The organism is Rhodobacteraceae bacterium M382 (assembly GCA_025141015.1).
Lineage (GTDB): Bacteria > Pseudomonadota > Alphaproteobacteria > Rhodobacterales > Rhodobacteraceae > Aliisedimentitalea > Aliisedimentitalea scapharcae.
This window is the reverse complement of sequence record CP081098.1, coordinates 1,993,145-2,016,084: the sequence shown is the minus strand read 5'-3', so window position 1 is coordinate 2,016,084 and position 22,940 is coordinate 1,993,145. Positions and strand designations below refer to the sequence as shown.

At 58.8% G+C, this 22,940-nt stretch carries 29 protein-coding genes; 6 read left to right on the top strand and 23 right to left on the bottom strand.

Annotated features, from left to right (window positions below; all coding sequences use genetic code 11):
* Window positions 1–9: 9 nt before the first annotated feature.
* The 15 genes from K3727_09330 to fabF all read right to left on the bottom strand — a co-directional run bounded on the left by K3727_09330 (window position 10) and on the right by fabF (window position 10,938).
* Window positions 10–669: a phage tail tape measure protein gene (locus K3727_09330; protein ID UWQ92957.1), complete on the bottom strand. Its 660-nt coding sequence runs from the start codon at window positions 667–669 to the stop codon at window positions 10–12.
* Window positions 662–880, bottom strand: a complete 219-nt coding sequence (locus K3727_09325) for a phage tail assembly chaperone (protein UWQ92956.1) — start codon at window positions 878–880, stop codon at window positions 662–664. The genes K3727_09330 and K3727_09325 overlap by 8 nt, the downstream gene beginning before the upstream one ends.
* Window positions 877–1,194: a gene transfer agent family protein gene (locus K3727_09320; GenBank protein UWQ92955.1), complete on the bottom strand. Its 318-nt coding sequence runs from the start codon at window positions 1,192–1,194 to the stop codon at window positions 877–879. The genes K3727_09325 and K3727_09320 overlap by 4 nt, the downstream gene beginning before the upstream one ends.
* A gap of 3 nt (window positions 1,195–1,197) precedes the next feature.
* The gene (locus K3727_09315; GenBank protein ID UWQ92954.1) at window positions 1,198–1,611 is read right to left on the bottom strand and encodes a phage major tail protein, TP901-1 family; all 414 of its coding nucleotides are present in this window, start codon (window positions 1,609–1,611) and stop codon (window positions 1,198–1,200) included.
* A gap of 37 nt (window positions 1,612–1,648) precedes the next feature.
* Window positions 1,649–2,062 carry a DUF3168 domain-containing protein gene (locus K3727_09310; GenBank protein UWQ92953.1) on the bottom strand — a complete coding sequence of 138 codons (414 nt, stop codon included), beginning with the start codon at window positions 2,060–2,062 and terminating at the stop codon, window positions 1,649–1,651.
* Window positions 2,059–2,397 carry a head-tail adaptor protein gene (locus K3727_09305; GenBank protein UWQ92952.1) on the bottom strand — a complete coding sequence of 113 codons (339 nt, stop codon included), beginning with the start codon at window positions 2,395–2,397 and terminating at the stop codon, window positions 2,059–2,061. Before K3727_09305 ends, K3727_09310 begins: the two co-directional genes overlap by 4 nt.
* On the bottom strand, window positions 2,394–3,008 hold the full coding sequence (locus K3727_09300; protein UWQ92951.1) for a head-tail connector protein: 615 nt from the start codon (window positions 3,006–3,008) through the stop codon (window positions 2,394–2,396). Before K3727_09300 ends, K3727_09305 begins: the two co-directional genes overlap by 4 nt.
* 175 nt (window positions 3,009–3,183) lie before the next feature.
* Window positions 3,184–4,362, bottom strand: coding sequence for a phage major capsid protein (locus tag K3727_09295; protein UWQ92950.1), 1,179 nt, complete (start codon window positions 4,360–4,362; stop codon window positions 3,184–3,186).
* A gap of 33 nt (window positions 4,363–4,395) precedes the next feature.
* Window positions 4,396–4,953 (bottom strand): HK97 family phage prohead protease, encoded by a 558-nt coding sequence (locus tag K3727_09290; protein ID UWQ92949.1) that lies wholly within the window; start codon window positions 4,951–4,953, stop codon window positions 4,396–4,398.
* Between the two features lie 26 nt (window positions 4,954–4,979).
* The gene (locus K3727_09285; protein UWQ92948.1) at window positions 4,980–5,204 is read right to left on the bottom strand and encodes a hypothetical protein; all 225 of its coding nucleotides are present in this window, start codon (window positions 5,202–5,204) and stop codon (window positions 4,980–4,982) included.
* On the bottom strand, window positions 5,197–6,384 hold the full coding sequence (locus K3727_09280) for a phage portal protein (protein ID UWQ92947.1): 1,188 nt from the start codon (window positions 6,382–6,384) through the stop codon (window positions 5,197–5,199). Before K3727_09280 ends, K3727_09285 begins: the two co-directional genes overlap by 8 nt.
* A 214-nt stretch (window positions 6,385–6,598) precedes the next feature.
* The gene (locus K3727_09275; protein UWQ92946.1) at window positions 6,599–7,957 is read right to left on the bottom strand and encodes a terminase family protein; all 1,359 of its coding nucleotides are present in this window, start codon (window positions 7,955–7,957) and stop codon (window positions 6,599–6,601) included.
* Window positions 7,878–8,222 (bottom strand): hypothetical protein, encoded by a 345-nt coding sequence (locus K3727_09270; protein ID UWQ92945.1) that lies wholly within the window; start codon window positions 8,220–8,222, stop codon window positions 7,878–7,880. Before K3727_09270 ends, K3727_09275 begins: the two co-directional genes overlap by 80 nt.
* 295 nt (window positions 8,223–8,517) lie before the next feature.
* Window positions 8,518–9,672: an endolytic transglycosylase MltG gene (gene mltG / locus K3727_09265; protein ID UWQ92944.1), complete on the bottom strand. Its 1,155-nt coding sequence runs from the start codon at window positions 9,670–9,672 to the stop codon at window positions 8,518–8,520.
* On the bottom strand, window positions 9,673–10,938 hold the full coding sequence (gene fabF, locus K3727_09260; protein ID UWQ93327.1) for a beta-ketoacyl-ACP synthase II: 1,266 nt from the start codon (window positions 10,936–10,938) through the stop codon (window positions 9,673–9,675).
* A gap of 270 nt (window positions 10,939–11,208) precedes the next feature.
* On the opposite strand from fabF, the gene K3727_09255 reads away from it, so the two are divergent.
* The gene (locus K3727_09255; protein UWQ92943.1) at window positions 11,209–11,928 is read left to right on the top strand and encodes a PilZ domain-containing protein; all 720 of its coding nucleotides are present in this window, start codon (window positions 11,209–11,211) and stop codon (window positions 11,926–11,928) included.
* 81 nt (window positions 11,929–12,009) lie between these two features.
* Here K3727_09255 and K3727_09250 read toward each other — a convergent pair whose 3' ends face one another.
* The 4 genes from K3727_09250 to fabD all read right to left on the bottom strand — a co-directional run bounded on the left by K3727_09250 (window position 12,010) and on the right by fabD (window position 15,240).
* The gene (locus K3727_09250; protein UWQ92942.1) at window positions 12,010–12,753 is read right to left on the bottom strand and encodes a 1-(5-phosphoribosyl)-5-[(5-phosphoribosylamino)methylideneamino] imidazole-4-carboxamide isomerase; all 744 of its coding nucleotides are present in this window, start codon (window positions 12,751–12,753) and stop codon (window positions 12,010–12,012) included.
* A 162-nt stretch (window positions 12,754–12,915) separates the two neighbouring features.
* Entirely contained in the window at window positions 12,916–13,149 is a 234-nt protein-coding gene (locus tag K3727_09245; protein UWQ92941.1) for an acyl carrier protein, read from the bottom strand.
* 342 nt (window positions 13,150–13,491) lie between these two features.
* Window positions 13,492–14,229, bottom strand: coding sequence for a 3-oxoacyl-[acyl-carrier-protein] reductase (fabG, locus tag K3727_09240; protein UWQ92940.1), 738 nt, complete (start codon window positions 14,227–14,229; stop codon window positions 13,492–13,494).
* A gap of 78 nt (window positions 14,230–14,307) precedes the next feature.
* Window positions 14,308–15,240: an ACP S-malonyltransferase gene (gene fabD / locus K3727_09235; GenBank protein ID UWQ92939.1), complete on the bottom strand. Its 933-nt coding sequence runs from the start codon at window positions 15,238–15,240 to the stop codon at window positions 14,308–14,310.
* A 195-nt stretch (window positions 15,241–15,435) separates the two neighbouring features.
* On the opposite strand from fabD, the gene K3727_09230 reads away from it, so the two are divergent.
* Window positions 15,436–16,707: a cytochrome b/b6 domain-containing protein gene (locus K3727_09230; GenBank protein ID UWQ92938.1), complete on the top strand. Its 1,272-nt coding sequence runs from the start codon at window positions 15,436–15,438 to the stop codon at window positions 16,705–16,707.
* A gap of 99 nt (window positions 16,708–16,806) precedes the next feature.
* On the opposite strand, the gene K3727_09225 is transcribed toward K3727_09230, so the two are convergent.
* Together K3727_09225 and K3727_09220 are read right to left on the bottom strand one after the other, a co-directional pair.
* Window positions 16,807–17,382, bottom strand: a complete 576-nt coding sequence (locus tag K3727_09225) for a YceI family protein (GenBank protein ID UWQ92937.1) — start codon at window positions 17,380–17,382, stop codon at window positions 16,807–16,809.
* Window positions 17,383–17,548: 166 nt separating this feature from the next.
* Entirely contained in the window at window positions 17,549–18,079 is a 531-nt protein-coding gene (locus K3727_09220) for a hypothetical protein (GenBank protein ID UWQ92936.1), read from the bottom strand.
* 377 nt (window positions 18,080–18,456) lie between these two features.
* Between K3727_09220 and rpsF the strand changes: the two genes are divergently transcribed.
* The 4 genes from rpsF (at window position 18,457) to K3727_09200 (ending at window position 20,544) form a co-directional block, all read left to right on the top strand.
* On the top strand, window positions 18,457–18,810 hold the full coding sequence (gene rpsF / locus K3727_09215; GenBank protein ID UWQ92935.1) for a 30S ribosomal protein S6: 354 nt from the start codon (window positions 18,457–18,459) through the stop codon (window positions 18,808–18,810).
* Window positions 18,811–18,838: 28 nt separating this feature from the next.
* On the top strand, window positions 18,839–19,066 hold the full coding sequence (gene rpsR / locus K3727_09210) for a 30S ribosomal protein S18 (protein UWQ92934.1): 228 nt from the start codon (window positions 18,839–18,841) through the stop codon (window positions 19,064–19,066).
* Between the two features lie 12 nt (window positions 19,067–19,078).
* Window positions 19,079–19,681, top strand: coding sequence for a 50S ribosomal protein L9 (gene rplI, locus K3727_09205; protein UWQ92933.1), 603 nt, complete (start codon window positions 19,079–19,081; stop codon window positions 19,679–19,681).
* Window positions 19,682–20,073: 392 nt separating this feature from the next.
* A complete protein-coding gene (locus tag K3727_09200; GenBank protein UWQ92932.1) occupies window positions 20,074–20,544 on the top strand; it encodes a lytic transglycosylase domain-containing protein in 471 nt (156 codons plus the stop codon).
* 30 nt (window positions 20,545–20,574) lie between these two features.
* Here K3727_09200 and aqpZ read toward each other — a convergent pair whose 3' ends face one another.
* Together aqpZ and tig are read right to left on the bottom strand one after the other, a co-directional pair.
* A complete protein-coding gene (gene aqpZ, locus K3727_09195; GenBank protein ID UWQ92931.1) occupies window positions 20,575–21,267 on the bottom strand; it encodes an aquaporin Z in 693 nt (230 codons plus the stop codon).
* Window positions 21,268–21,470: 203 nt separating this feature from the next.
* Entirely contained in the window at window positions 21,471–22,805 is a 1,335-nt protein-coding gene (tig, locus tag K3727_09190; GenBank protein UWQ92930.1) for a trigger factor, read from the bottom strand.
* Between the last annotated feature and the right edge of the window lie 135 nt (window positions 22,806–22,940).

Genomic DNA, 22,940 nt, shown 5'->3' with positions numbered 1-22,940 from the left:
CGTGCTCCTTCACCGATTACGATTGGCCCGACCCAAGGCCCGGCTCATCTGTGCTGCAATCTGCCCCTGGCTGCGGTTGAACCCCTGAACATCGGGCGTCGAGATATTCATAACTACGTTCACGGCACCGCCACCCTGCGCCCGTACGCCCAGCCTTCCGTCAGCCCCCCGTGTCAGTGGCATGATTGCCTCGGGTCCAGCCTCGCCCATCAACCCCATGCCTCCGCGCATCGGAAAGGTCACAGGACCGCTCACCACCCCCCCATTTGCAAACGGCATCACCCGCCCCTGGGAAAAGGACCCACCGTCAGCAAACGGCAACACGCCCTGCACGACGCTGGTGACCCCATTGGCCAACAACCCGCCCAAATGGTCCGTGACGGGTCGCACCGCTGCCGAGTAGGTGGCGTTGATCATCGACCGCGCCACAGTTTCGAGCGCATCTGACAATTTCATCCCATCAAAGACGACGCCATCCAACGCCCGCCTCAATCCACGGGACAACCCATGTTCCAAGGCCAAGGCGTCACGGCTGGTTGTCGCAAAGGCTTCGCGAATGCGTTGCAATTCACCATTGAACCCCGCCGCCATCGCAGTCGCATCAGCCAGCGTATCCGACAACGCCGCTCCCTGGTCCTCCAGATCGCCCATTGCTTCCTGATCACTCATCGTCATCTCCTTGTTCGGGACCGGCTGGTCCCCTGTCGGGATAGGCGGCCAACAGCGCGTTCAATCCATCCCGTCCCATCGGTGCCTTTCCGGCCGCCTGACCCAGCATCAGCTTCAGTTCGGCTGGGGTCAGCGCCCAGAACTGTTCCGGCGTCAGCCGCAGGAACTGGATCCCGGCCCGCATCAACGCGGGCCAGTCAAACCGGCTCATGGCCCTTCCGGCAGCATGAAAGCCCGCGCCAACAGCTCTGCTGCTGCCCGGGCCGCTGCCAACGGCCCCCCGGCGATGTCCGCCTGCATCAAATCCACCGCTTGATCGACCCCGCTTCCGCGCAATCCAGCGCGGATCAGGGCCAGCACATCACCCGATGAGAAACCTCCACCCTCGAACCGCTGAACCAGCTCGACCAGGGATCCGGTCGCCAATTCCTGTTCCAGCTCGGCCAACGCCCCGAGAGTCAGTTTCAAAACCCGCTGCTGCCCATCGATGGTCAAAGCCACCTCTCCCCTCCACGGATTGGTCATGGCTTACACCGCGGTAAAGCTCAGCGCCCCGGCGCTGGCCATCGACAATTCATAGGTGGCTTCGCCATTGTGGCTGCCGGCATATTCCAGAGCCGTCACCTGAAATGCGCCTTCGACAATGCCAAAATCCGGGATGATCACCTGAAACGCAGGCGTTTCCCCATCAAAGAACAGCTGACGCGCTCGTTCGTCTGTGCCTGCATCCTTGAAGACACCGGAACCGGAAATCGCCGCCGATTTCACGCCAGCACCGGACAGCAGCTCACGCCAACCGCCCTGGCTTTCCAGACTGGTGACATCCACGCTCTCCGCGTTAAAGCTCACCCGCGTTGCACGCAGCCCCGCAATGGTTTCAAAAAGACCCCCACCGGTCATATCCACTTTGACCAACAGGTCCTTGCCGTTTTGAGCAGCCATATCGTTTCTCCGATTGTTAAGCGAAAATTGAAAAAGTTCAGTTGTCTTCCACGCGGGCGCGAAAGCGCTGCGTGATCGTGCGAAGCGTGCCGCCGGTTCCAACACGTGCAGCCACTGCCCGGTCGAACCACAGCCCCACCAGGCTCCCCCGGCTTAAAATCAGGTCCGCGTCAATCAACGCATCGCAAATGGCCGCAGCCAAATCCTTGGCACCGGCAAAGCCCGCCGCAGTGGTGGTCACCGTGACCGTGAACCGATGCTCGGCCCCCGCTCCGGTTCCATCCGAGCGATCCCGCGCATCCTCAGGGCCCAGGGTCACATAGGTTTCGGGCAATGTGCCCGCGGGAAGCGCATCATAGATCGCCGTCCCAACCAACGCGCTTACTCCCGCATCGGCCAACAAATGCTGATACACAGCTTCCTGCAGCGCTGCTGCAACGCCGTAACTCATGCCGCCACCTCTTCATCCGTGAAACAAATTAGATACCGCCCCCCGGGGTCGCGTTCCGCGATGGCCCGGATGACAAAGACACGATTGCCTTCGCGAAACCGCTGATCCGGGCTGGGTCGGGCTATCGACCCCATCGGAGCCGCGCGCACAATCACCCGATAACTCATGGACGACACCGCATACTCTCCCCGGGCCCGCTCTCGCCCCGTACGCGGCTCCACAGCGGCCCAATGAGTGCCCAGGGCTTGCCAGCTTTGAACGAAACCCCCAGCACCGTCGGCGGTGCGCACAGCGCCCTCCAGGACCAACTTGCGGTTCAGATGCGGTGGTTTCATTGCATCACTCCCGCCAAACCCCGTCCGACAGAAATCCGCATGGTCCGATACCGCTGAATCAGGCTCGTGACGCCAAAGGGCATGCACCCATCGCTCAGCGCGGTCTCATTGCGGTATTCATAATAATGCGCCGCCAGCAGCAGCACGGCCTGACCCAGATCGGCCGGCAGGCCGCCCCAATCCTCTGCCATGCCTGCGATGACGTCGATCCGCACAGTTCCGCCGGGCGAAATTGCAGGCAAAAGCGTGCCCGTGGGCCGAATTCTTGGCGACTGGCTATCTTCTGCCAGCCGGTATAGTGCCGCATCCAGCACTGTCTCGGTCCCGCCGCCGTCGGTCATCACCACAGCGTTCACCACCGATACCGGTGCGACTGGCAGGATCTCACCCGCCCGGTCGCGCCAGGCATGAATTTTCCAGGTGAACGCCCTCGAAATCAGAACCTTGCCGATCCGTGCTTCAATCGCCACGATGGCGGCCCGCAAGAAGCCATTCAGGACACCATTCTGAAGCGTGTCTTCACCAAACCCGGTTCCCAGCCGCAAATGCGCCTTGAACTGGTCCACCGGCAACGCAATGTCCGGCACGGTGGTTTCTTCGGTCAACATCATCCATTCACTCCGCAAGCTCGGACCCCTCCGGGCCGCTTAACTGTCAAAGATTGAGCGGGCAGCCACCGCGCCCTGCGTCGCTCGGACGGAGGGGAGCAGCTAGACAACGCAGAGGTTTCATCCGGTGCCTGCCCACACCGCAGGACCCGTCGCAGGGCCCCACGATCCGGCGCCTTTAGACGGTGCCGAATTTCAGAAGCTTGATGGCTGCAAAGTCGCTGACATCACCGCCCACGCGTTTGGTTGCATAGAACAACACGTGTGGCTTGGCGCTGAACGGATCGCGCAGCACGCGCAGATCAGGGCGCTCTGCCACCGTGTAACCAGCCGCAAAATCACCAAATGCGATCGAATAGCTGTCGGTGGCAGCATCGGGCATGTCTTCGGCAATCAGCACTGGATAGCCCATCAGACGCGCCGGTTCGCCTGCCGCAAGCCCGTCAGACCACAGGAAACGACCATCGGCATCCTTCAGTTTGCGGATATGTCCGGCGGTCTTGGAATTCATGACAAAGCTGCCATTGGCCCGGTATTGCGCACCAAGCGCATAAACCAGCTCAACAATGGCATCGCCATCCACATCGCCGGCAATACCGGTCGGCACATACCCCAGATTGCCCCAGGTCCAAACCGCATCATCCACCGCTGGGTGGTCCAAAAAGCCGCGCGGCTTGTCAGTCCCATCCCCAGTGATGAATGCCGCCGCCTCGGCACGGGCAAATTTCTCTGCAATGCGACCCGCCAACCAACCTTCGATATCGAATGCACTGTCATCCAACAGGCGCTGTGACGCTTTGGGCAGGGCCGACAGTTCGTGCAGAGGAATGGAAATCCGATCAATCGACGGCGTTCCCGTCTCTGCGGTAGCCCCCGTTTCGGTGGCCCATCCTGCGCCCACATCAGTATGATCAATCAGCACGTCATATGATGTCGCCTCGACGTTCACCACCGATGCGATCGAACGGATCGACGCCGACGAATACAGCACCGATTTCACAACTTCCGATGTCTGGGCATCCACCAGATATCCGCCGTCGCTATTGACGGTCGACGACATGGATTTGCCTTCGATTTCCAGGCCACGCAGACCGTCGTCGTCACCTGAGCGCAGATACGCATCAAACGCCTTCTGATGCGGAGCACCATCGTCAATAGAAGTGGCCAGATGCGGACGTGCCGCGATTTGAGATTTACGATCCAGCATGGTCAGTCGCTCTTCTTGCTGTTGAAGTTTCAATTCAATTTCATCTTGGAAGCCCTTGAATTCATGAACGAAGCCGGTCATCGCCTGCTTCACCTCCTGAACCAGGGGCGCACCTTCTCCGGCCAAGGCCGGTTGGTCGGTCTTGCTCATCAGCATTTTCCTGTTCTGGGTGGGTTTGGGCGCTTACCGTCGCGCCAGTTCCTGCCGGGCATCGTTCAACACCGCGGCTATGCTGCGCCAGGCGTCATCGAACTCTGCATGAGCTCCCTTTGCCGCCACCCGCGCACTGGGAAGCATCGGAAACGTCACAAGAGACACTTCCCAAAGTTCCAGTTCACTCAAAAGCCGCTGGCCCTTGTCGGTCTTGCTGGCTTTTGTTGTCCGATAACCAATCGACAACCCGTCGATCGCGCCGGCCCCGATCAACGCAGCCGCCTCACGCCCTTTTTGCGTGCTTTCCAGCAGCCGTCCCTTGACCCACAACCCGCGTGTATCCTCGCGCACCTCGTCCCAGACCCCAATGGGTTGGGCGGGGTCATGCTGCCACAACATCTTGACCCGCGCGCCTTTGGATTCCAGCGCCTTGATCGACGCAGCATAGGCACCCTTTTGGACAATATCGCCGCCTTGATCAGCTTCACCAAACACGCTGGCATAGCCCTGGATCACCGCATTATCGTCCACCTGAATCCCGTCGCCGAACCGCGCAAATTTATGCTCCAGGCCTGTATCGTACTCCATGAGAAACTCCTCACACCCCTTTGATTTCATTGCGCCGCGACCAGAATTGACTGGAATGCCTGCGCCAGAATTGCCGCGACCACGCCATAAACCGTCAGCCACAGACGCTTTTCCAGCCGCTCCATCAGCTCTTCGATCCGATCCAGCCGACGGTTGATATTGTCATGATGGATCTGGCTGACCCGTTCATGAGCCGCCAATCTAAGCCCGGGAGCGCATTCGAACGGCGGATACCCCTGTCCATCAGCCATCCGCATGTGCCTCACCCAAAGGCGGCAACCCAAGCAGCGCCCGCTTTTCTGCCTGGCTCAGGAAATCCGCCTGCGCCACGCGCGCCCATTGCGCATCTCGCTCGGCAGACAACGCCGACACCTGATCCAGATCAGGCTTCAATTCCACCGGCTCTCCGGTAAACCCGGACACCCACTCGGACAAAGCGGCCGCCACCCGTGTCGCCAACGGCAGCACCGTCAGACGATAAAACGCCCGATTGGCCTCCTGATAATTGGCATAGGTCGCATCCCCCTGAATCCCCAACAGCATCGGCGGCACCCCAAAGGCCAACGCGATCTCGCGCGCTGCCGCTTCCTTGGTCTTCTGAAATTCCATATCGCTGGGGGAAAAGCCCATCGGCTTCCAATCCAATCCACCTTCCAGCACCATCGGCCGCCCGGCATTGCGCGCGCCTTGGTAATTGGCCTCGATCTCATCGCTCAGTCGGCGAAACTGATCGTCGCCCATAAACCCTTGGCCGTCGCCGCCGTTCCAAACCAACGCGCCCGATGGTCGGGCCGCATTGTCCAGCAAGGCCTTGGACCAGCGCGACGCCGCATTATGCACATCCAGCGCCATGGCCGCCGCCTGCATCGGCGAAAACCCATAATGGTCATCCTGCGGATGAAAGCTCTTGATATGGCAAATCGGAGAGACCAGGCCGGTGGCATCAAAACGGTGTTTCTTCGCCCCCACCGCATATTCATATGCCACCGGCCACCCATCCGCCCCCGGAACCACGCTCATGCGATCAGATCGCAGAACATGCAGTTCCAACGGAAGCCCCGCCTCCCCGGCCACCGCCTCAACATAGGCATTGCCGGACAGCAACAACTGCCCATACAGACACTCCAGCAACTCGGCCCGCCCCTGCGCCGCATTCGGACGTTTCACCAGCGACAACACCGGGTGGGTATCAAACCGCTGCGTCTGATCCTGCAAAACCAACGGAAGCGCGGCCGCGGCCTCGGCAATCAGCTTGACCGACCGAAACCCCACCGGATTTCCCGAAAACCCCGTCCGGGTCAGCGACACCGCATCCCGCGGGCTCCAGGCCACACGCCCTGTCCCATGCCATGCCACCACCGGACCTGTTGCACTTGCCTTTGCCTCTGGCACCTGCTTTTCGCTGCCACGACGCAAGAAATCGAATACCATGTCTGATGCTCCTATCTGCCCGCCGCCGCGCCAATCGCGCCACCCGGCCTTCTGTTGATGAGAGTTATCGCTGATGATTGTTCGAGAACCGGAAACAGACCGTTCGCAACTAAAGCAACACCTGAAACCGGATGTTCGTGATGCAAAGCAAACGCCCACCTTCCGGGGCCTCTGCCCCTATGCAGCCGGTTGCCCGCGAACCTCAATCACAGGATCACAACACCCGGACCCGGGGCCTGCGAAACTGGCTGGCCGGGGCAATCATCAATTCATGAATTGCCCAAACCAACGCATCCACCCGATCCGGTGACCCGCGTCCCTCAAACCCCCGAGACGTCATCAGGCACATCTGTTCCTCCAGATCGCTCAACCCCGCCACATGGCGCACACGCCCCTGCTCATAAAGCGCCGCCACAGGTTCCGCGCGGGCCGCTTTGCCTCGGCTGGCATGTACCCCCTTATAGGGAACCAACGGATCCACCTGTCGCAGGACCTCTTCGACCAGCTGCCCCCCCTGGTTGACCTCAGCCACCAACCGTTCGGCATCGAATTCATCCATCGCAGCGATCGCCGCCTTGGCCCAACCTGTGGGGCCAACCCCCTGCACTGTCCGGTCTGCCAGCACAAACGCACGCCAATCCTGCGGCGGTCCCTGCGTCTGCGCACCCACGACAACGATTCCACAGGCATCCGCCTGTGCGCTACCGCTCACTGACGGGTCCAACGCGACAACAACCCGATCCAGGTCCGGAACGGATCGCACCTGTGCGCTCTGCAACGCCTCGCTGCGCCACAGTGCCCCTTCGGCATCGACCAACAGGACACCGTCCAACTCCTGCCGCCCTAATCGGGTCCCGGCGTATCGTGCCCGCACTTCGTCCAGAAAACTCGCGGCCAGATTGGCCCGGTTGGCTTCGGTCGCAGCGTGAGTCTGAACTGTCGATGGAGCCTCCAACAGTCGCTTCAAAACGTTCACATTTCGCGGCGTGGTGGTGACACACACCCGGGGGTGATCCCCCAGGCGCAGGGCGAACTGCAACATATCCCAAGTCTCATCGCCCTTTTTCCATTTCGCCAGCTCGTCCACCCAGGCCGCATCAAATTGCGGCCCGCGCAACCCTTCGGGATCATGGGCAGAGAACGCTTGGGCTTCGGCTCCATTCGGCCAGATCAGCTTGCGCTCCCCCGCCTTCCATTGCGGCCTACGATCCGATGGCGAACAGGCCATGATCCCACTGTCCCCAAAGATCATGACATCACGAACCTGATCAAAGGTCTCACCGACCAGCGCCAACCGACGCGCTTGCCCAGGGTCAAGCGGCATTGCCCCCTCAACCACCGAGCGGACCCATTCGGCCCCTGCCCGCGTCTTTCCTGCGCCGCGCCCGCCCAGGATCACCCAGGCCCGCCAATCGCCGTCAGGTGGCAATTGATGCGGCAGGGCCCAGAACTCAAAAAGAAAAGGGAGGGCCCTAAGCCCCCCCTCCCCTAGGTCATTCAGAAATTCTTCCCTGATCGCAGCAGGAGCGGATGCGAGCCAATTTGCACCCGATTTCAAGTCTAGCCCGGTCAAGGTCAAAGGCGTATCCGCCCTGGACAATTCCGGCTTGTCTTTCGTGCTGTTCAACAAGGCACGCCTCCACTTTCTGGCAGGTTCGGATCAAAGTCTCCGCGCGTGCCATTTCCTTACTGGTTTCGTTCAGTTCCGCTTCCTCCCCAGCCATCATCCGACGACGCAGGTCTTCTGCCAGCTGTCGCAGGTTATTGATCGACTCCTGTAGCGACCGAAGCAAATCAGCCGTTTTCAGAATTCGTTCTTCCGGGGTCGTCAAAGCCATGTTTGCCGCCTACCTCATGCGTGAGTTTTTGTTGCCCCCTCCGCACAGGCGAAACGAAAAAACGGCCACCGGAGTACCCCCCGGGGCCGTTTGCCCACTTCTTCTAGCATGACACAACTTATACGCGAGACCGCGCGCAGAGTCAAATCTTAACGCAGTCCAAACGCAACGCAACCGTCCGGTATCATTAACAAACTCTGAAAATTCACCCAGCAGGCTTTGCCATCCCAACCACAGTCCAAGGCGTCCTTGAACGCCTTGGACCCGGTGACCTGCGTCTTGGTAGACGTAGACCTCAGTTGTTCTGCCGTTCGGCTTCGATCTTACGCCATTCGGCGACGTTGCGGTTGTGGTCTTCCAGGGTCGTGGCAAACGCATGACCCCCCGTACCATCGGCCACAAAGAACACGAAATCGGTCTGGTCCGGTGCCACCGCTGCCTCCAAGCTGGCAAGCCCGGGGTTGGCAATGGGTGTCGGGGGAAGCCCTTCGATCACATACGTGTTCCATGGGGTGATCCGGCGCAGTTCGCTTTGACGCAATCCACGCCCCAAAATGCCCTCACCCTTGGTGATACCATAGATCACGGTCGGGTCGGTCTGCAGCCGCATTCCCCGGTTCAGACGGTTCACAAACACGCTGGCCACCTGCCCGCGCTCTTGTGGAACTCCGGTTTCCTTTTCAATGATAGAGGCCAACACCAGCATTTCTTCGGGCGAATTCAGCGGCAAGCCTTCCTGACGGGATTCCCAGACAGCATTGATCCGCAATTGTTGCTTTTCCTGCATCTCGGCCAAAATCGCGTCTCGCTGGCTGCCCGGCACCACTTCATAGCTGTCCGGTGCCAACATTCCTTCGGCGGGACGGACAGTAACGGCCCCCTCCAGAACATCCATCGCCTTGATCGCTTCAACGACCTGCCAGGAGGTTACCCCCTCGGCCATTGCCACCCGATACCGCGTATCGGGTTCGCCGCGCTTTTGCGTATATGCTGGCGGTACGTCATCCTCGGCCAGGTTGAACGCGGCCCGTTCCACATAGCGATTTGTTGCCGGATCCAATTCGCGCACCTGCGCCACAGTCCGGGTCACCCCGACCCGATAAACGATTTCGGTACCGCATGTGCTGGCCCCACCGCGGGTGATCTGATCGACGATCCCCTCCATCGAGGCACCGCTTTCCACCAGAAAACTACCCGCTTTCAACTGCGAGGCCTTTTCCGAATAATCCGCACCCAAGCGGAAAATTGCGCCACTTGAAATGGCTCCCTTGTCGGCCAGATCCCGGCTGACCCGGGTCAGGTTAGAGCCGCGATCTACCTTCAGACAGATTGCGGCCTCCAGCGGTCCCTGGGCACTATATTGCGATTTGCCCCACAAGATGACGCCGCCCAACAGGAACAGCGCCACCACAAGCAATGTCAGCATATTCGAGGCAAGGCTGCGCCACATTTATTTGGACTTTCCGAAAATCACGCTGGCATTGGTGCCACCGAACCCAAAGGAATTCGACAAGGCCACATTGATCTCCCGCTCCCGTTTGGTATTCGGAGCCAGATCCACGGCCGTATCAACAGCGGGGTTGTCCAGATTGATTGTTGGCGGTGCCACCTGATCCCGGATTGCCAGGATCGAGAAAATCGCCTCGATCGCGCCCGCTGCCCCCAGCAGGTGGCCCGTGGCGGATTTGGTCGACGACATGGTGACCTTGCTCGCGGCCTCTCCCATCATGCGCTCAACCGAGCCCAATTCGATGGTGTCGGCCATCGTCGAAGTACCATGCGCATTGATGTAATCAATGTCAGCAGGCTCCAGCCCCGCATTGGCCAACGCGGCCCGCATTGAACGCTCGGCACCTTCGCCGGTCTCCGAAGGAGCCGTGATGTGATAGGCATCGCCCGACATCCCATATCCCAGAACTTCGGCATAAATCTTGGCACCGCGTGCCTTGGCATGTTCGTATTCTTCCAAAACAACAATACCGGCCCCTTCGCCCATGACAAAACCATCACGATCCTTGTCATAGGGGCGGCTCGCCTTTTTGGGGTCGTCTTTATATTTGGTCGACAGCGCCTTGCAGGCGTTGAAACCCGCAATCCCGATTTCACAGATAGCTGCTTCGGCCCCCCCTGCGATCATCACATCCGCATCGCCCGACTTGATCAAACGGCTCGCATCGCCAATCGCATGTGCACCGGTAGAACAGGCCGTGACAACCGAATGGTTGGGTCCCTTGAACCCGAACCGGATCGACACCTGACCCGAAATCAGATTGATCAACGCACCAGGAATAAAGAAGGGCGACACCCGCCGGGGACCGCGTTCCTTGATCATCACCGCTGTATCGGCAATGGAACTCAGTCCCCCGATCCCGGATCCGATCATCACCCCTGTGCGTTGCAGGCTCGCTTCGTCTTCGGGTGTCCATCCCGCATCCCGAACCGCCATTTCGGCCGCCGCAATGCCATAAAGAATGAAATCGTCGATCTTGCGCTGCTCTTTGGCCGGCATCCAATCATCGGCATTGAACGTCCCGTCCGTGCCGTCCCCTTTGGGAACTTCACAGGCATATGTCGTGGTTACGCCGCTTGCTTCGGCATCAAATACAGTGATCGGACCCGCGCCGGATTGACCATCCAGCAGCCGCGACCATGTTTCTTCCAGCCCGCTGGCCAACGGCGTCACAAGCCCCAGCCCCGTAACAACAACTCGACGCATCATCTGCTCTCCTTCGCCTCGGCATTTCCAAACTCAAATAGCTTGGTTTACCAACTCAGTGCAAGTGTGACCGAAGCATACAATGCGCAAGGGGCGGTAATCAGACGTTAGGGGGAATCTGCTATCAGAAAATGAGCAAAAAAGGTTTTCTGACTAATGCCGCCCTGTGTTGCGCGTGTTCTTTTTCTTTTCGCGTTTCTGATCTCCCCGGCGCATTCACACGCCGGACAGCAGAAAATGGATTGCCGCGTCCAGGAAGAACTTTTTGCAATGTTGACCGAAAGCCAGGCATTCCTGACCTTTCTTGAAACTGGTCAGCCCGCCGGCGCGCCCGAAAAACTACGCTCACGTCTGATCCAGACCGCCCCCGAACGTTTCCGTGCCAAACTCGCCGCGATCGGAATTGGCCGGGCATCTGTTTCTGCCGTCAAGCTCATTGAACAACAGCGTAAGATACTGGAGCAATACAGGAATTACGGACGCAACAGCGCATTCGAAATGGTTGGCCGCCTACAGGCCCAGCGACATCTGCAGACCTTTCGCAAGGACATCGTACCGCTACCTTGCGACGAAACAGAACGGGCGTCGCCGCAGGGTGCCGCCCCCATCAGCCAATCAACCCCGCTCCCTATCGGACGGATCAGTGTCTATGCGACTCTGGGTCTTTTGATGCTGGCCGCAGCCATCAAAATGATCGAAGCCAGAGACAGCACATTGAAAAAGCGCGGCAAACGCTATCCCTGCGCACTGGCCTGCGTTATCCAGCTTTCAACTGTGATCGAGCAGGCGCAGGTGGTGGATCTCAGCCGTTTGGGCGCAAAAATCCGCCTGTCCACTGCCTGTGATCCGGGGGCTGCGATGGAGATCGGTGTATCCGGGCAACAGATTTCGGCCCGAGTTGTGTGGCACAACTCCAATTACGCTGGTGTTGTGTTTCGCAAACGTCTCAGCGCCGCCGCCTTGAAAACGGTGCTGAGCGGCAGCGCCTAGCAGAATCCGTTTTTTCGACCGGCACCGCATTTGGCCCCGGCCTGTTCATTCTGGATCCTGAAATCGGCTACAGCCTCTTCGTTACTGGAATTCGGCCACCGCTTCGGGGGTCGGTCGGGCAACTTCCAGCGCCTCTTCGAGCGACATGGTCTTGCGGAACAACGCACGCCCAACCAAGGCTCCTGAAATGTTCGGCAAGTATTTCAGGCGCGAGATATCGTCGGCCGAGCGCACCACCCCACTGGCAATCAGCGGTGACTTTGCCGTGGCCGCCAGCCCCGAAATCAGGCCCAGCTGCGCTTCGACATCATCCATATCACTGTCGATGTCGGTGACGACGATCCCGGCAAAGGGCACCCCTTCAAAGGCTTTGATATAATCCTCAGGCGAAAAGGCACCGGCCTGACGCCACCCTTCGGTCATCACCTGCCCCTGCCACACATCGACGGCCAGAACGATCTGGTCGGGGTAATGCTTGGCCAGCTCGATCACCAACTGAGGATCTCGCGCAGCCAAGGTACCAACGACGATTCGTCCCGCCCCCTTGTCAATCCAACGCTCGACCGCGTCGCGGGTCCGCATACCGCCACCCAGCTGGACGGGAATACCGACGCTGCGAACGATCTCCTCGATCAGCGCTTCGTTTCCATCATCCCCGTCAATAGCGTTAAAGTCGGTCAAATGCATCCATTCGGCCCCAGCCGCGGCAAAGCCGCGGGCCGTTTCGACCGGGTCAACATGCCAGATCATTGCCGAATCGAGCTTGCCCTTGTCCAAGGTCACGCAACGCCCGTTTTGCAGCTCCATAGTGGGAAAAATCATCATGTTGGGCGGCCTCCTAAACCAATTGTCGGGCCTCAGTATAACACAGAGTCACCCAATCTCAGTCTCGCTGCTAAACGACAGGGCCTGCATACGAAAAACGGCGCTTTCCAAAAGGAAAGCGCCGTTCGGGAAATCAACGGTACTTCTGGTCCACTGAGTGGATCAGGAAGCCTCGGTGATGAATTTGACTGCGTCGCCAAAAGTCTGGATGGTTTCGGCTGCATCATCAGGAATTTCGATGCCGAATTCTTCTTCAAAGGCCATGACCAGCTCGACGGTGTCCAGGCTGTCGGCGCCCAGGTCGTCGATGAACGAAGCGTTCTCGGTCACTTTGTCTTCTTCAACACCCAGGTGTTCCACAACAATCTTTTTCACGCGGTCTGCGACGTCGCTCATGTTCTTTCCTCGTTCTTCTGGGCCTTTCGACCCGTTTCTGCCCTCGCCCGATCGGGGTGGCTTGGTTTTGCCCGATCAGGGCGACTGCTTTCCCCTTGCGGGGGCGGTCGGACCCGACTCTTGTGCCGGTGCCCGTTAAAAGATGCGCCGCCTATAACACAGACGACACCAGAGGCAAACGATTTCGCTGGGTCGGTTTGTTACCGGACCCAGCGACAGGGTGTCGCCCGGGAACCGTGCACATGGTGATGCCGGACCAAGGGTACAAGTGTCAAACTCAAATTCAACAGTGTCGAACAGATTGTCTGTGCCCTTGTGGCCTCATCAGCGCGCCGCGCCCGCTTACAACATCGCCATGCCGCCATTCACATGCAGCGTAGTGCCCGTGACATAAGCCGCTTCGGGGCTGGCAAGGTACAACACCGCCGCGGCGATTTCTTCGGCATCGCCCATACGTCCCGCGGGTACCTGTGTCAAAATCTTGGACTTCTGATCATCCGTCAGCTTGTCGGTCATCGCTGTGGTGATGAAACCAGGTGCAACGGCATTGACCGTAATGCCCCGGTTTGCCACTTCATAAGCCAGCGATTTCGACATGCCAATCACGCCTGCTTTGGATGCAGCATAATTGCCCTGCCCCGGGTTGCCGGTCGCGCCAACCACGGACGAAATATTGACGATCCTGCCCCAACGCGCCTTCATCATCCCGCGCAAAACACCCCGACACAGACGCATGGTCGAGGTCAGGTTCACGTTCAGCACGCTGTCCCATTCCTCGTCCTTCATCCGCATGAACAGGTTGTCCCGGGTGATACCGGCATTGTTCACCAGAACATCGACCGACCCCATCGCCGCTGCGGCCTGCTTCGGCAGCGCTTCGACGGCTTCGGCGTCGCTCAGGTTGCAGGTCAGAACATGGGCGCGTTCGCCCAGTTCTGCCGCCAATGCCTCCAGCGGCTCAATCCGGGTGCCGGACAATGCCACGGTTGCCCCGGCTCCATGCAACGCCTTGGCAATTGCTCCCCCGATACCACCGGACGCACCGGTGACAAGCACGTTCTTGCCTGTAAGATCAAACATTTATCTTCCTTTCCAACCCGACCCGCTGGCGCCGTTTTCCGACACGGAAAACGGGCCGGAATTTTTCAAAAATTCCGGTTACGCCTCGGCCGCGGCTTTTGCATCCTCGGGACCGCCGACCTGACGACAGGCCAGCGAGCGATCAATCTTGCGGATCATGCCAGACAGCGCCTTCCCGGCACCGATTTCCCAGAATTCGCTCACGCCCTTGGCCGCCATGGCCTGAACACTTTCGCGCCAGCGCACCGACCCCGTCACCTGCTCGACCAACAAGGCGCGGATCTCATCCGGATCCGTAACCACATCGGCGCGCACATTGGCAATCAGTGGCACTGTAGGTGCCGTAATCTGCACCCCGGCCAGCGCCTCGGCCATCACTTCGGCCGCCGGCTGCATCAATGCACAATGGAACGGTGCGCTGACCGGCAGCATAACCGCCCGTTTGGCACCTTTTTCCTTGGCAATCACAGCAGCGCGTTCAACCGCAGCCTTGGATCCTGAAACCACAACCTGTGTCGGGTCATTGTCATTGGCGGCCTGACAGACGTCGCCCTGTGCGGCGGCGTCGGCCACGGCACGCACCGCGTCCAGGTCCAACCCCAAAACAGCTGCCATTGCGCCTTCGCCAACCGGAACCGCGCTCTGCATGGCCTGACCACGGGTGCGCAACAGGCGCGCGGTGTCTGCAATGCTGATCGACCCGGCCGCTGCCAGAGCCGAATATTCGCCCAAAGAATGCCCCGCTACAAAAGAGGCCCTGGAAATCGTGATCCCTTCGGCCTCAAGCGCACGCATCGCAGCGATCGAGGTCGCCATCAGCGCGGGCTGCGCATTTTGGGTCAGGGTCAGCTCGGCAATGTCACCTTCCCAGATCAGCGCGCTCAGCTTCTCTCCCAACGCGTCATCGACCTCGTCGAACACTGCTTGCGCCGCAGGATAGGCATCGGCCAAACTCTTGCCCATACCAATGGTTTGCGCCCCCTGCCCGGGAAAAACAAAAGCTGTCGTCATCAGGATCTCTCACTCCTTTGGGGATCTTTCATGTTGGTTTAGACGGCCATGCCCGTACAAACAAGCACCCAGACGCGCAAACCCAATCTGTCCACCCTTGCACGGCCATTGTGCGCACGCACACCTTTGCGATTGGCGTTCCAGGCAATAGTTTAAAAATATCACACATCGACCGCGAACAGGAGATCTCGCCCCGTGCCCTTTTCCAATTCCCAGCGCAGCTACGGCAGTGTGGCCAAGACATTTCATTGGACCACCGTCCTGCTGATGCTGACCGTCATCCCTTTGGGACTGTTCGCCAACTCTCTGGCACATGAGATTCAAAGCTCCGGCTTTACTGGTGGTCAGGCCGAAATCAACCGTGCCACATTGTTGTTCTCGCTCCATAAAACCATTGGCGTCAGTATCTTTTTGATCGCTCTTGCTCGTATCATCTGGGCGCTGACGCAGCCAAAACCCGGACTGTTGAATGCTGACAACCGCGTCGAAGCGCTCGCAGCCGAAACCGTGCATTGGTTGCTGTATGGCTCCTTGCTTTTCGTTCCTCTGACCGGATGGGTCCACCACGCCGCCACGACCGGCTTTGCGCCAATCTGGTGGCCGTTTGGACAGAACCTGCCCTTTGTCGCCAAATCCGAAACCACCGCCATGCTGTTCGGCGCGCTGCACCATATTCTGATCTACGTGCTGTTCCTGTCCGTGTTTCTGCATGTTGCCGGTGCTATCAAACACCATGTGATTGATCGCGATCAAACCCTGCGCCGCATGTTGCCCGGGACCAACACCGCCCCAACCCCACCAGACCAATCCCACAGCCTCTTGCCCGCCGTTTTTGCCCTGTTCCTGTGGGCGGCCGCTTTGGGGGCCGGCGGCCTGCTGGGAGCCTTTGGATCGCATTCGGCCCAGACAGACACCGCTCAGCACACGTCCCAGACGACCGAGACCCAGGCACAGACACCCCTAACAGCCGACTCCGATCACGCCGCAAATTGGCAAGTCACCAGTGGCACGCTGTCTATTGGTGTCACCCAGATGGGCAGCGCCGTTCAGGGCAGTTTCGGCACCTGGAACACTGCAATCACCTTTGATCCGAAAGTCACCGATGGTCAGGCCGGGTCCGTCACGGTCACGATCGATGTCGCCTCACTGTCGCTGGGGTCGGTCACGGCACAGGCAATGGGGGCAGACTTTTTTGACAGCGCCAATTTCCCATCCGCCAAGTTTCAGGCGGATATTTCCCGGACCGACGACACCTATGCTGCCATCGGGACGCTCACGATTCGGGACAAGACCCTGCCCTTGACCCTGCCTTTTACGCTCGAAATCACCGATGGCGTTGCCACGATGGTCGGCGCGGTCCAGGTCAACCGGCTGGATTTCGACATCGGTCGAGGCGTCAAGGACGAAGGATCGCTGGCCTTTGGCGTCGATATCGGGATCGACCTGACAGCGGCTCACACACCTTAAACCGTCCTGCGCACCTGGGTCTCTTCACACACAAAAAAGCGCCGGATCCTCACGGACCCGGCGCTTTTCTTTGCCTTCCAGCTCCTTCAGAGCCAGGCTTTAGTCGGCTTTCATGGCCTCGATCGAGATCATGATCTGAACTTCGTCGCTGACAAAGGGAGCGAATTTGCCCAGATCAAAATCCGACCGCAACACCGATGTGGTCGCGTCAAATCCGGCCCAGGGCTTGCCCGCCATCGGGTGATCACCCGCCTGGTTCAGGTTGGCATTCAGAACCACGGGTTTGGTCACCCCATTCAACGTCAGATCGCCGGTGATATCGGCGGTCGTGTCACCTGTTACTTTGATGCCGGTCGATTTGAACGTCACCATTTCCGCGTCACCTGCGCCAAAGAAGTCCTTGGACATGAAGTGGTCAAACCGTTCCTGCCACCCCGTCAGCATCGAACGGGCCGGCATCGAAACGGAAACGCTCGAACCTGCGGGATTTTCCGCATCAAACATGATTTCCCCGGCAAAACCGGAAAACATCCCATAGGTGGTCGAGAACCCCAGATGGTTATAGTTGAACACAACCTGGCTGTGGCTGCTGTCCAGAACGTATTTTTCAGGTGCAGCGACTGCGGCGGTGGCACCAGCAGTGGCAAGAGCGGCGGCAAACAGAATGGATTTCATGACAGGGGAGTCTCCGTGTTGAACATGTATCAGTGACATGTGGGGCAGAATACACGATCAGCAATTCAACGTTGTGTTTGATTTCCAACAGCATCTGTGAACACACGAACACAAGCCCGGCGACGGACCGGGCTTGGCAAAACGTTTATATCAGTTTGGGCACTGCTCAGCTGGTGATCGGAACCACTCCGGTCAGCTGTGACCGCAAGGCGTGGCGTTCTTCGGCCGAACTCAGCGACAACCGCATCAGGATCGACCCATCCATATCTGTCAGCTCGACAGTTTTGTCCTGGAACCGCACGGCCCCCAACGAGTCATAGCTGCGGCGCAGAACGGTCTGAGGACGCCCCCGGTTGCTTTTCTGCAGCACACGGACTTCGCGTCGGATCGGGTCGAAATAGGCGTCGGGGCGGGCATCCGGATGGTTCATCATCGACACGGCCAGACCACAAAACAGCATGAACACCGACATTCCCAGCTTCATCAACACCATCTGCGCATCCCCCGAAGCGCCGGGAATGATCCACATGATGGCCGAACTCAGCACCAGCGCCGTTCCCAGAACACGCAGGAAAATCGACTGAAAGGTGACATCCGGTTTAAAGTTGAAGATCAAGGGGATGGCATCATCAAAAATACCGCGGGACGAAGCCCGAGCGTCGCCGGGGATCCGTGCTGATGTATCGAGCGCTGCCATCGCATTTGACCTTTGATAATAGAGCGCCTGCCTCACGTTGGCATCGGCGCGTTTAAGCTGTGTTAACCAAATCTGGGTGTGTTAAGTGTCGAAAATGGGGCAGGACATTGAAATTGTCCGGGCACGTTCTTTTTCAAACCACAACTCAAACGTGCAACGCCAACCTGCACCGCATTTGTTCCCGCCAGTGTTTCTGCCAGTCTTTCGTCGAGTGTGCGGGCACAAACGGACCCTGCCCCCTTGCTCCTGCACGCAAACCCTGTATATGGACCCTCGCCTTCCGCAGTTTTATTGAACCGCGCAGTCTCTCGTGGTGGGGTCGCGGAAGGGTCAGGACCTCGCCTTTGAAATGCGCCTCGACAGAAACAGGAGAACACATGCCGTTCTATGAGCATGTCATGATCGCGCGCCAGGATTTGTCCAACGCGCAGGCGGAAAGCCTCGTCGAACACTTTGGTGCCGTTCTGGCTGACAACGGCGGAAGCGTCGTCGAAAGCGAGTACTGGGGCGTCAAGACGATGGCCTACAAGATCAACAAAAACCGCAAGGGCCATTACGCCTTTCTGAAAACCGACGCACCTGCGCCGGCGATTCAGGAAATGGAACGCCTGATGCGCCTGCATGACGACGTGATGCGCGTTCTGACCATCAAGGTCGACGAGCACGCCGAAGGGCCTTCGGTCCAGATGCAGAAACGTGACGAACGCGACAACCGTCGCGAGCGCCGCTGATCTCAGCCTTAACAAAGGACGCTAAATCATGGCCGCAAAACCATTTTTCCGTCGCCGCAAAGTCTGCCCCTTCTCGGGCGACAACGCGCCGAAGATCGACTACAAAGACACACGTCTGTTGCAGCGCTACATCTCTGAGCGTGGCAAAATCGTGCCGTCGCGCATCACCGCCGTCTCGGCAAAGAAGCAGCGTGAACTGGCCCGTGCCATCAAACGTGCCCGCTTCCTCGCCCTGCTGCCCTATGCTGTGAAGTAAGGAGAAACTGATATGCAAGTTATCCTTCTTGAACGCGTCGCAAAGCTGGGCCAGATGGGCGACGTCGTTGACGTCAAAGCCGGTTACGCCCGCAACTTTCTGCTGCCCCAAAGCAAAGCATTGATCGCATCCAAAGCGAACATTGCCCACTTTGAAACCCAGAAAGCACAGCTGGAAGCCCACAACCTGGAAACCAAGGCAGAAGCCGAAGCCATGGGTGACAAGCTGAACGGTCAGCAGTTCATCGTGATTCGGTCCGCGTCGGACGCAGGTGCCCTGTACGGGTCTGTCACCCCACGGGACGCTGCCGAAGCTGCCACCGAAGCCGGGTTCACTGTCGACAAGAAACAGGTTGCCCTGATCAAACCGATCAAAGACCTGGGTCTGCACGCTGTTGCCGTCAAACTGCACCCCGAAGTCGAAGTCGAGATCGAAATGAACGTTGCCCGTTCGGCCGAAGAAGCCGAACTGCAGGCATCGGGCAAGTCCATCCAGGAGCTGGCTGCCGAAGAAGAAGCCCGCGCCGAATTCGAAATCGCTGAACTGTTTGACGATATCGGGTCCGCAGCGGACGAAGACGACGCACCGGCAGACGCCGAAGAAACCAACGTCTGATCCAGACACTGGTTTTTACAGAATTGGCCGCGCCCTCCAGGGGGTGCGGCCTTTTTCATGTGTCCTGATTGCTTTCCCCAGGCTTGATGCCCCTCAACAACCCATGTCCACAACTCAACAGGTTAGGACGAGAGTATTTCAGTGGCTTTGATACCTTCGGCGCTCTTTTGATATCAAACCCAATAAAATCAGGGGTCAAACCTGATGGATGCAAACATGTCCTGCACAGCGGGTTGCGCAATGGATTGTACCGTGGATTGCATGACAATCGCCGCCCCGTTCAGCCCCCGTGCCACCATCGGAAGTCCTCCGCTCATAAACGACAGCCCCCTTGTCAGCGTCCAGGTCCTGCGTACTGTGGCCTCAATTCCATCAAACCGAGGCTCTGTCCAATGCACCGTCGCGCTTTTCTGATACTCTCTTCAGCCGCTGTACTTTCGGCATGCGGCCGACGGGGCAAACGATCCCAAAGCGCCGCCCCGACCGAGCCCCCGTTGTATCCGAACGAAACCCCGGAATTGAGACGGCTGATCAACAAATGGGCCGACCACTATGAGGTGCCCCGTGCCCTGGTCCACAAGGTCGTGATCCGCGAAAGCACGCACCGCCCCTGGGCCCGCAACGGTCCCTATTACGGCCTGATGCAAATCCTGCCCGCAACTGCGCGCAGCATGGGGTTCAAAGGTCAGGCCAGCGATCTTCTGGACGCAGACACCAACCTGCAATTCGCCGTCAAATACCTGCGCGGTGCCTGGCTGCTCTCGGACGGCAATTACGACACTGCCGTCAGCTGGTATGCCCGCGGCTACTATTATGAAGCCAAACGCCGCGGGATGCTCAAGGCAACCGCGTTGATACAATAACACCGGTTGCCTTGCTTTTTTATCGGGCGATCAGTCGCCAGTCGTCGACAGAGCCTTCCAGATGATCGCCCCCACGGCTGCGCCGATCAGTGGTGCAACCCAGAACAGCCACAGCTGCGCCATCGCCGGACCATCGGCAAACAACGCCACGCCAGTGGACCGTGCCGGGTTCACAGACGTATTCGTCACCGGAATCGAAATAAGGTGGATCAAGGTCAACCCGAGCCCAATGGCGATCGGTGCAAACCCCGCCGGTGCGCCTGATGACGTTGCCCCCAGGATGATGATCAGGAACACCGCGGTCATGACGATTTCCGTCAACAGACCTGCCGTCATCGAATATCCCTGTGGGGACGCGGCACCATAGCCATTTGACGCAAATCCCCCAACGCCTGTGGCATCGGCCTGTCCCATGGCAATGACATACAGCACCACAGCAGCAGCAACCGCGCCAACAACCTGTGCGACCCAATACGGCACCAGCTCTTTGGCATCATGACGACCGCCTATCACCAGACCCAAAGTCACAGCCGGGTTGAAATGTCCGCCCGAAATATGCCCGACGGTAAAGGCCATGGTCATGACTGTCAGACCAAAGGCCAGGCTGACCCCCAACCAACCGATCCCCACGTCCGCAACACCTGCGGCCAGCACGGCGCTGCCGCACCCGCCAAGAACCAGCCAAAACGTACCAATAAATTCAGCCAATAATTTCTTTGTCATGTGTCCCTCCCTGAAGATCACAGGATCAGGCTAACATGACATCTACAAAAGTCGCCGGGAAAATCATTGGGAAAAGGTTATCGGGGAACCCGTGCTGGAGCTACCTCCCCCAATTCGCGCAATGGATGTCATAACAAAAAACGGGGCCGCCCAAAAGGCGACCCCGCTTGTCTCTCTGGCACAGACCCATGGGGCCCTGACAGTTATTCGTCTTCCAGGGATTCAACTGCCTTTTGCAGATCGTCCTTGGACACTTCCTTGTCGGTCACCTGAGCCAGTTCAAAGACATAGTCGACGACTTTGTCTTCAAAGATCGGCGCGCGCATCTGCTGTTGCATCTGGGCGTTCTGCTGGATGAACTCAAAGAACTGACGCTCCTGGCCCGGGTACTGACGTGCCTGGTTCATGATCGCCTGGGTCATCTCGGCGTCGGTCACTTCGACTTCGGCTTTCTGTCCCAGCTCGGCGAGCAGCAGGCCCAGACGCACGCGGCGTTCGGCCAGCTTGTTGTGCTCGTCAGAGGCTTCGATCTCGGGGTGGTCGTGGCCCTGAACATCAGGGTTTTCCTCGTGCCACAACTGGTGCGCGATCTGACCGGCTTCGGCTTCGACCAGCGACGGAGGCAGATCGAAGGACACCAGACCGTCCAGCGCGTCGAGCAGACCACGCTTCATGACGGCGCGCGATGCACCTGCATATTCCGCTTCCAGACGCTCACGGATCTGACCTTTCAGGCCGTCCAGATCTTCGGCACCGAATTTGGTGGCCATTTCGTCATTGATCTCGGCAGCAACCGGTTCCTTCACCTCTTTGATGGTGCAGGTGAACACGGCTTCTTTACCGGCCAGATGCTCGGCCTGGTAATCTTCGGGGAAAGAAACGGTGCAGTCTTTTTCTTCCTCGGTCTTCACGCCAACCAGCTGCTCTTCAAAGCCGGGGATGAAGGAATTGGACCCCAGAACCAGCGGGTAATCTTCGGCAGATCCCCCATCGAATGCTTCGCCGTCAACCTTGCCGACGAAATCCATGACAACCTGGTCGCCATCCTTGGCTTTGGAACCTTTGCGGCGGGCTTTGAAATCCTGCGCGGTTTCGGCCAGGTTGGCCAGCGCTTCGTCAACGGCTGCGTCGTCAGCTTTGACAACCATTTTCTCGAGCGAGATCGACGCCAGGTCGACGTCGGGGATCGCAGGCAGCGCTTCATAGGACATTTCGACCTTGACGTCGTCGCCCTCTTTCCAGTCGTCGCCGTCAACCATTTCGACTTTGGGCTGCAGTGCCGGACGGTCGCCGCTGTCCTCAAAGTGCTGGTTCATCGCGCCGTCGATGGTTTCCTGCATGGCTTCGCCCAGCAGACGCTGACCGAACTGCTTTTTCAGCAGCGCCATCGGCACCTTGCCTTTGCGGAAGCCTTTCATTTCGACTTCGGGCTGGGCTTCGGCCAGCTTTTCATTGACTTTGGCGTTCAGCTCATCAGCAGTAACAGTGATGTTATAGCCGCGCTTCAGACCTTCGTTCAGCGTCTCGGTAACCTGCATCTTCATTCCCCATAAGAGATTCGGGGCAAGCGCGCAGACTTCGCCCCCGGACAATTTGAGGCCTTCTATTGGTCCACGCCCTCAGGTGCAAGAGGCATTGCCGCCCAACCCGGCCCCACAGACGCGATTCCTGCC

What these genes read in the sequence shown, in the direction of transcription:
- K3727_09330 (UWQ92957.1), bottom strand. Translation starts at nt 669, where the DNA reads ATGAGTGATCAGGAAGCAATGGGCGATCTGGAGGACCAGGGAGCGGCG.
- K3727_09325 (UWQ92956.1), bottom strand. Translation starts at nt 880, where the DNA reads ATGAGCCGGTTTGACTGGCCCGCGTTGATGCGGGCCGGGATCCAGTTC.
- K3727_09320 (UWQ92955.1), bottom strand. Translation starts at nt 1,194, where the DNA reads ATGACCAATCCGTGGAGGGGAGAGGTGGCTTTGACCATCGATGGGCAG.
- K3727_09315 (UWQ92954.1), bottom strand. Translation starts at nt 1,611, where the DNA reads ATGGCTGCTCAAAACGGCAAGGACCTGTTGGTCAAAGTGGATATGACC.
- K3727_09310 (UWQ92953.1), bottom strand. Translation starts at nt 2,062, where the DNA reads ATGAGTTACGGCGTTGCAGCAGCGCTGCAGGAAGCTGTGTATCAGCAT.
- K3727_09305 (UWQ92952.1), bottom strand. Translation starts at nt 2,397, where the DNA reads ATGAAACCACCGCATCTGAACCGCAAGTTGGTCCTGGAGGGCGCTGTG.
- K3727_09300 (UWQ92951.1), bottom strand. Translation starts at nt 3,008, where the DNA reads ATGATGTTGACCGAAGAAACCACCGTGCCGGACATTGCGTTGCCGGTG.
- K3727_09295 (UWQ92950.1), bottom strand. Translation starts at nt 4,362, where the DNA reads ATGAGCAAGACCGACCAACCGGCCTTGGCCGGAGAAGGTGCGCCCCTG.
- K3727_09290 (UWQ92949.1), bottom strand. Translation starts at nt 4,953, where the DNA reads ATGGAGTACGATACAGGCCTGGAGCATAAATTTGCGCGGTTCGGCGAC.
- K3727_09285 (UWQ92948.1), bottom strand. Translation starts at nt 5,204, where the DNA reads ATGGCTGATGGACAGGGGTATCCGCCGTTCGAATGCGCTCCCGGGCTT.
- K3727_09280 (UWQ92947.1), bottom strand. Translation starts at nt 6,384, where the DNA reads ATGGTATTCGATTTCTTGCGTCGTGGCAGCGAAAAGCAGGTGCCAGAG.
- K3727_09270 (UWQ92945.1), bottom strand. Translation starts at nt 8,222, where the DNA reads ATGGCTTTGACGACCCCGGAAGAACGAATTCTGAAAACGGCTGATTTG.
- mltG (UWQ92944.1), bottom strand. Translation starts at nt 9,672, where the DNA reads ATGTGGCGCAGCCTTGCCTCGAATATGCTGACATTGCTTGTGGTGGCG.
- fabF (UWQ93327.1), bottom strand. Translation starts at nt 10,938, where the DNA reads ATGCGTCGAGTTGTTGTTACGGGGCTGGGGCTTGTGACGCCGTTGGCC.
- K3727_09255 (UWQ92943.1), top strand. Translation starts at nt 11,209, where the DNA reads ATGTTGACCGAAAGCCAGGCATTCCTGACCTTTCTTGAAACTGGTCAG.
- K3727_09250 (UWQ92942.1), bottom strand. Translation starts at nt 12,753, where the DNA reads ATGATGATTTTTCCCACTATGGAGCTGCAAAACGGGCGTTGCGTGACC.
- K3727_09245 (UWQ92941.1), bottom strand. Translation starts at nt 13,149, where the DNA reads ATGAGCGACGTCGCAGACCGCGTGAAAAAGATTGTTGTGGAACACCTG.
- fabG (UWQ92940.1), bottom strand. Translation starts at nt 14,229, where the DNA reads ATGTTTGATCTTACAGGCAAGAACGTGCTTGTCACCGGTGCGTCCGGT.
- fabD (UWQ92939.1), bottom strand. Translation starts at nt 15,240, where the DNA reads ATGACGACAGCTTTTGTTTTTCCCGGGCAGGGGGCGCAAACCATTGGT.
- K3727_09225 (UWQ92937.1), bottom strand. Translation starts at nt 17,382, where the DNA reads ATGAAATCCATTCTGTTTGCCGCCGCTCTTGCCACTGCTGGTGCCACC.
- K3727_09220 (UWQ92936.1), bottom strand. Translation starts at nt 18,079, where the DNA reads ATGGCAGCGCTCGATACATCAGCACGGATCCCCGGCGACGCTCGGGCT.
- rpsF (UWQ92935.1), top strand. Translation starts at nt 18,457, where the DNA reads ATGCCGTTCTATGAGCATGTCATGATCGCGCGCCAGGATTTGTCCAAC.
- rpsR (UWQ92934.1), top strand. Translation starts at nt 18,839, where the DNA reads ATGGCCGCAAAACCATTTTTCCGTCGCCGCAAAGTCTGCCCCTTCTCG.
- rplI (UWQ92933.1), top strand. Translation starts at nt 19,079, where the DNA reads ATGCAAGTTATCCTTCTTGAACGCGTCGCAAAGCTGGGCCAGATGGGC.
- K3727_09200 (UWQ92932.1), top strand. Translation starts at nt 20,074, where the DNA reads ATGCACCGTCGCGCTTTTCTGATACTCTCTTCAGCCGCTGTACTTTCG.
- aqpZ (UWQ92931.1), bottom strand. Translation starts at nt 21,267, where the DNA reads ATGACAAAGAAATTATTGGCTGAATTTATTGGTACGTTTTGGCTGGTT.
- tig (UWQ92930.1), bottom strand. Translation starts at nt 22,805, where the DNA reads ATGCAGGTTACCGAGACGCTGAACGAAGGTCTGAAGCGCGGCTATAAC.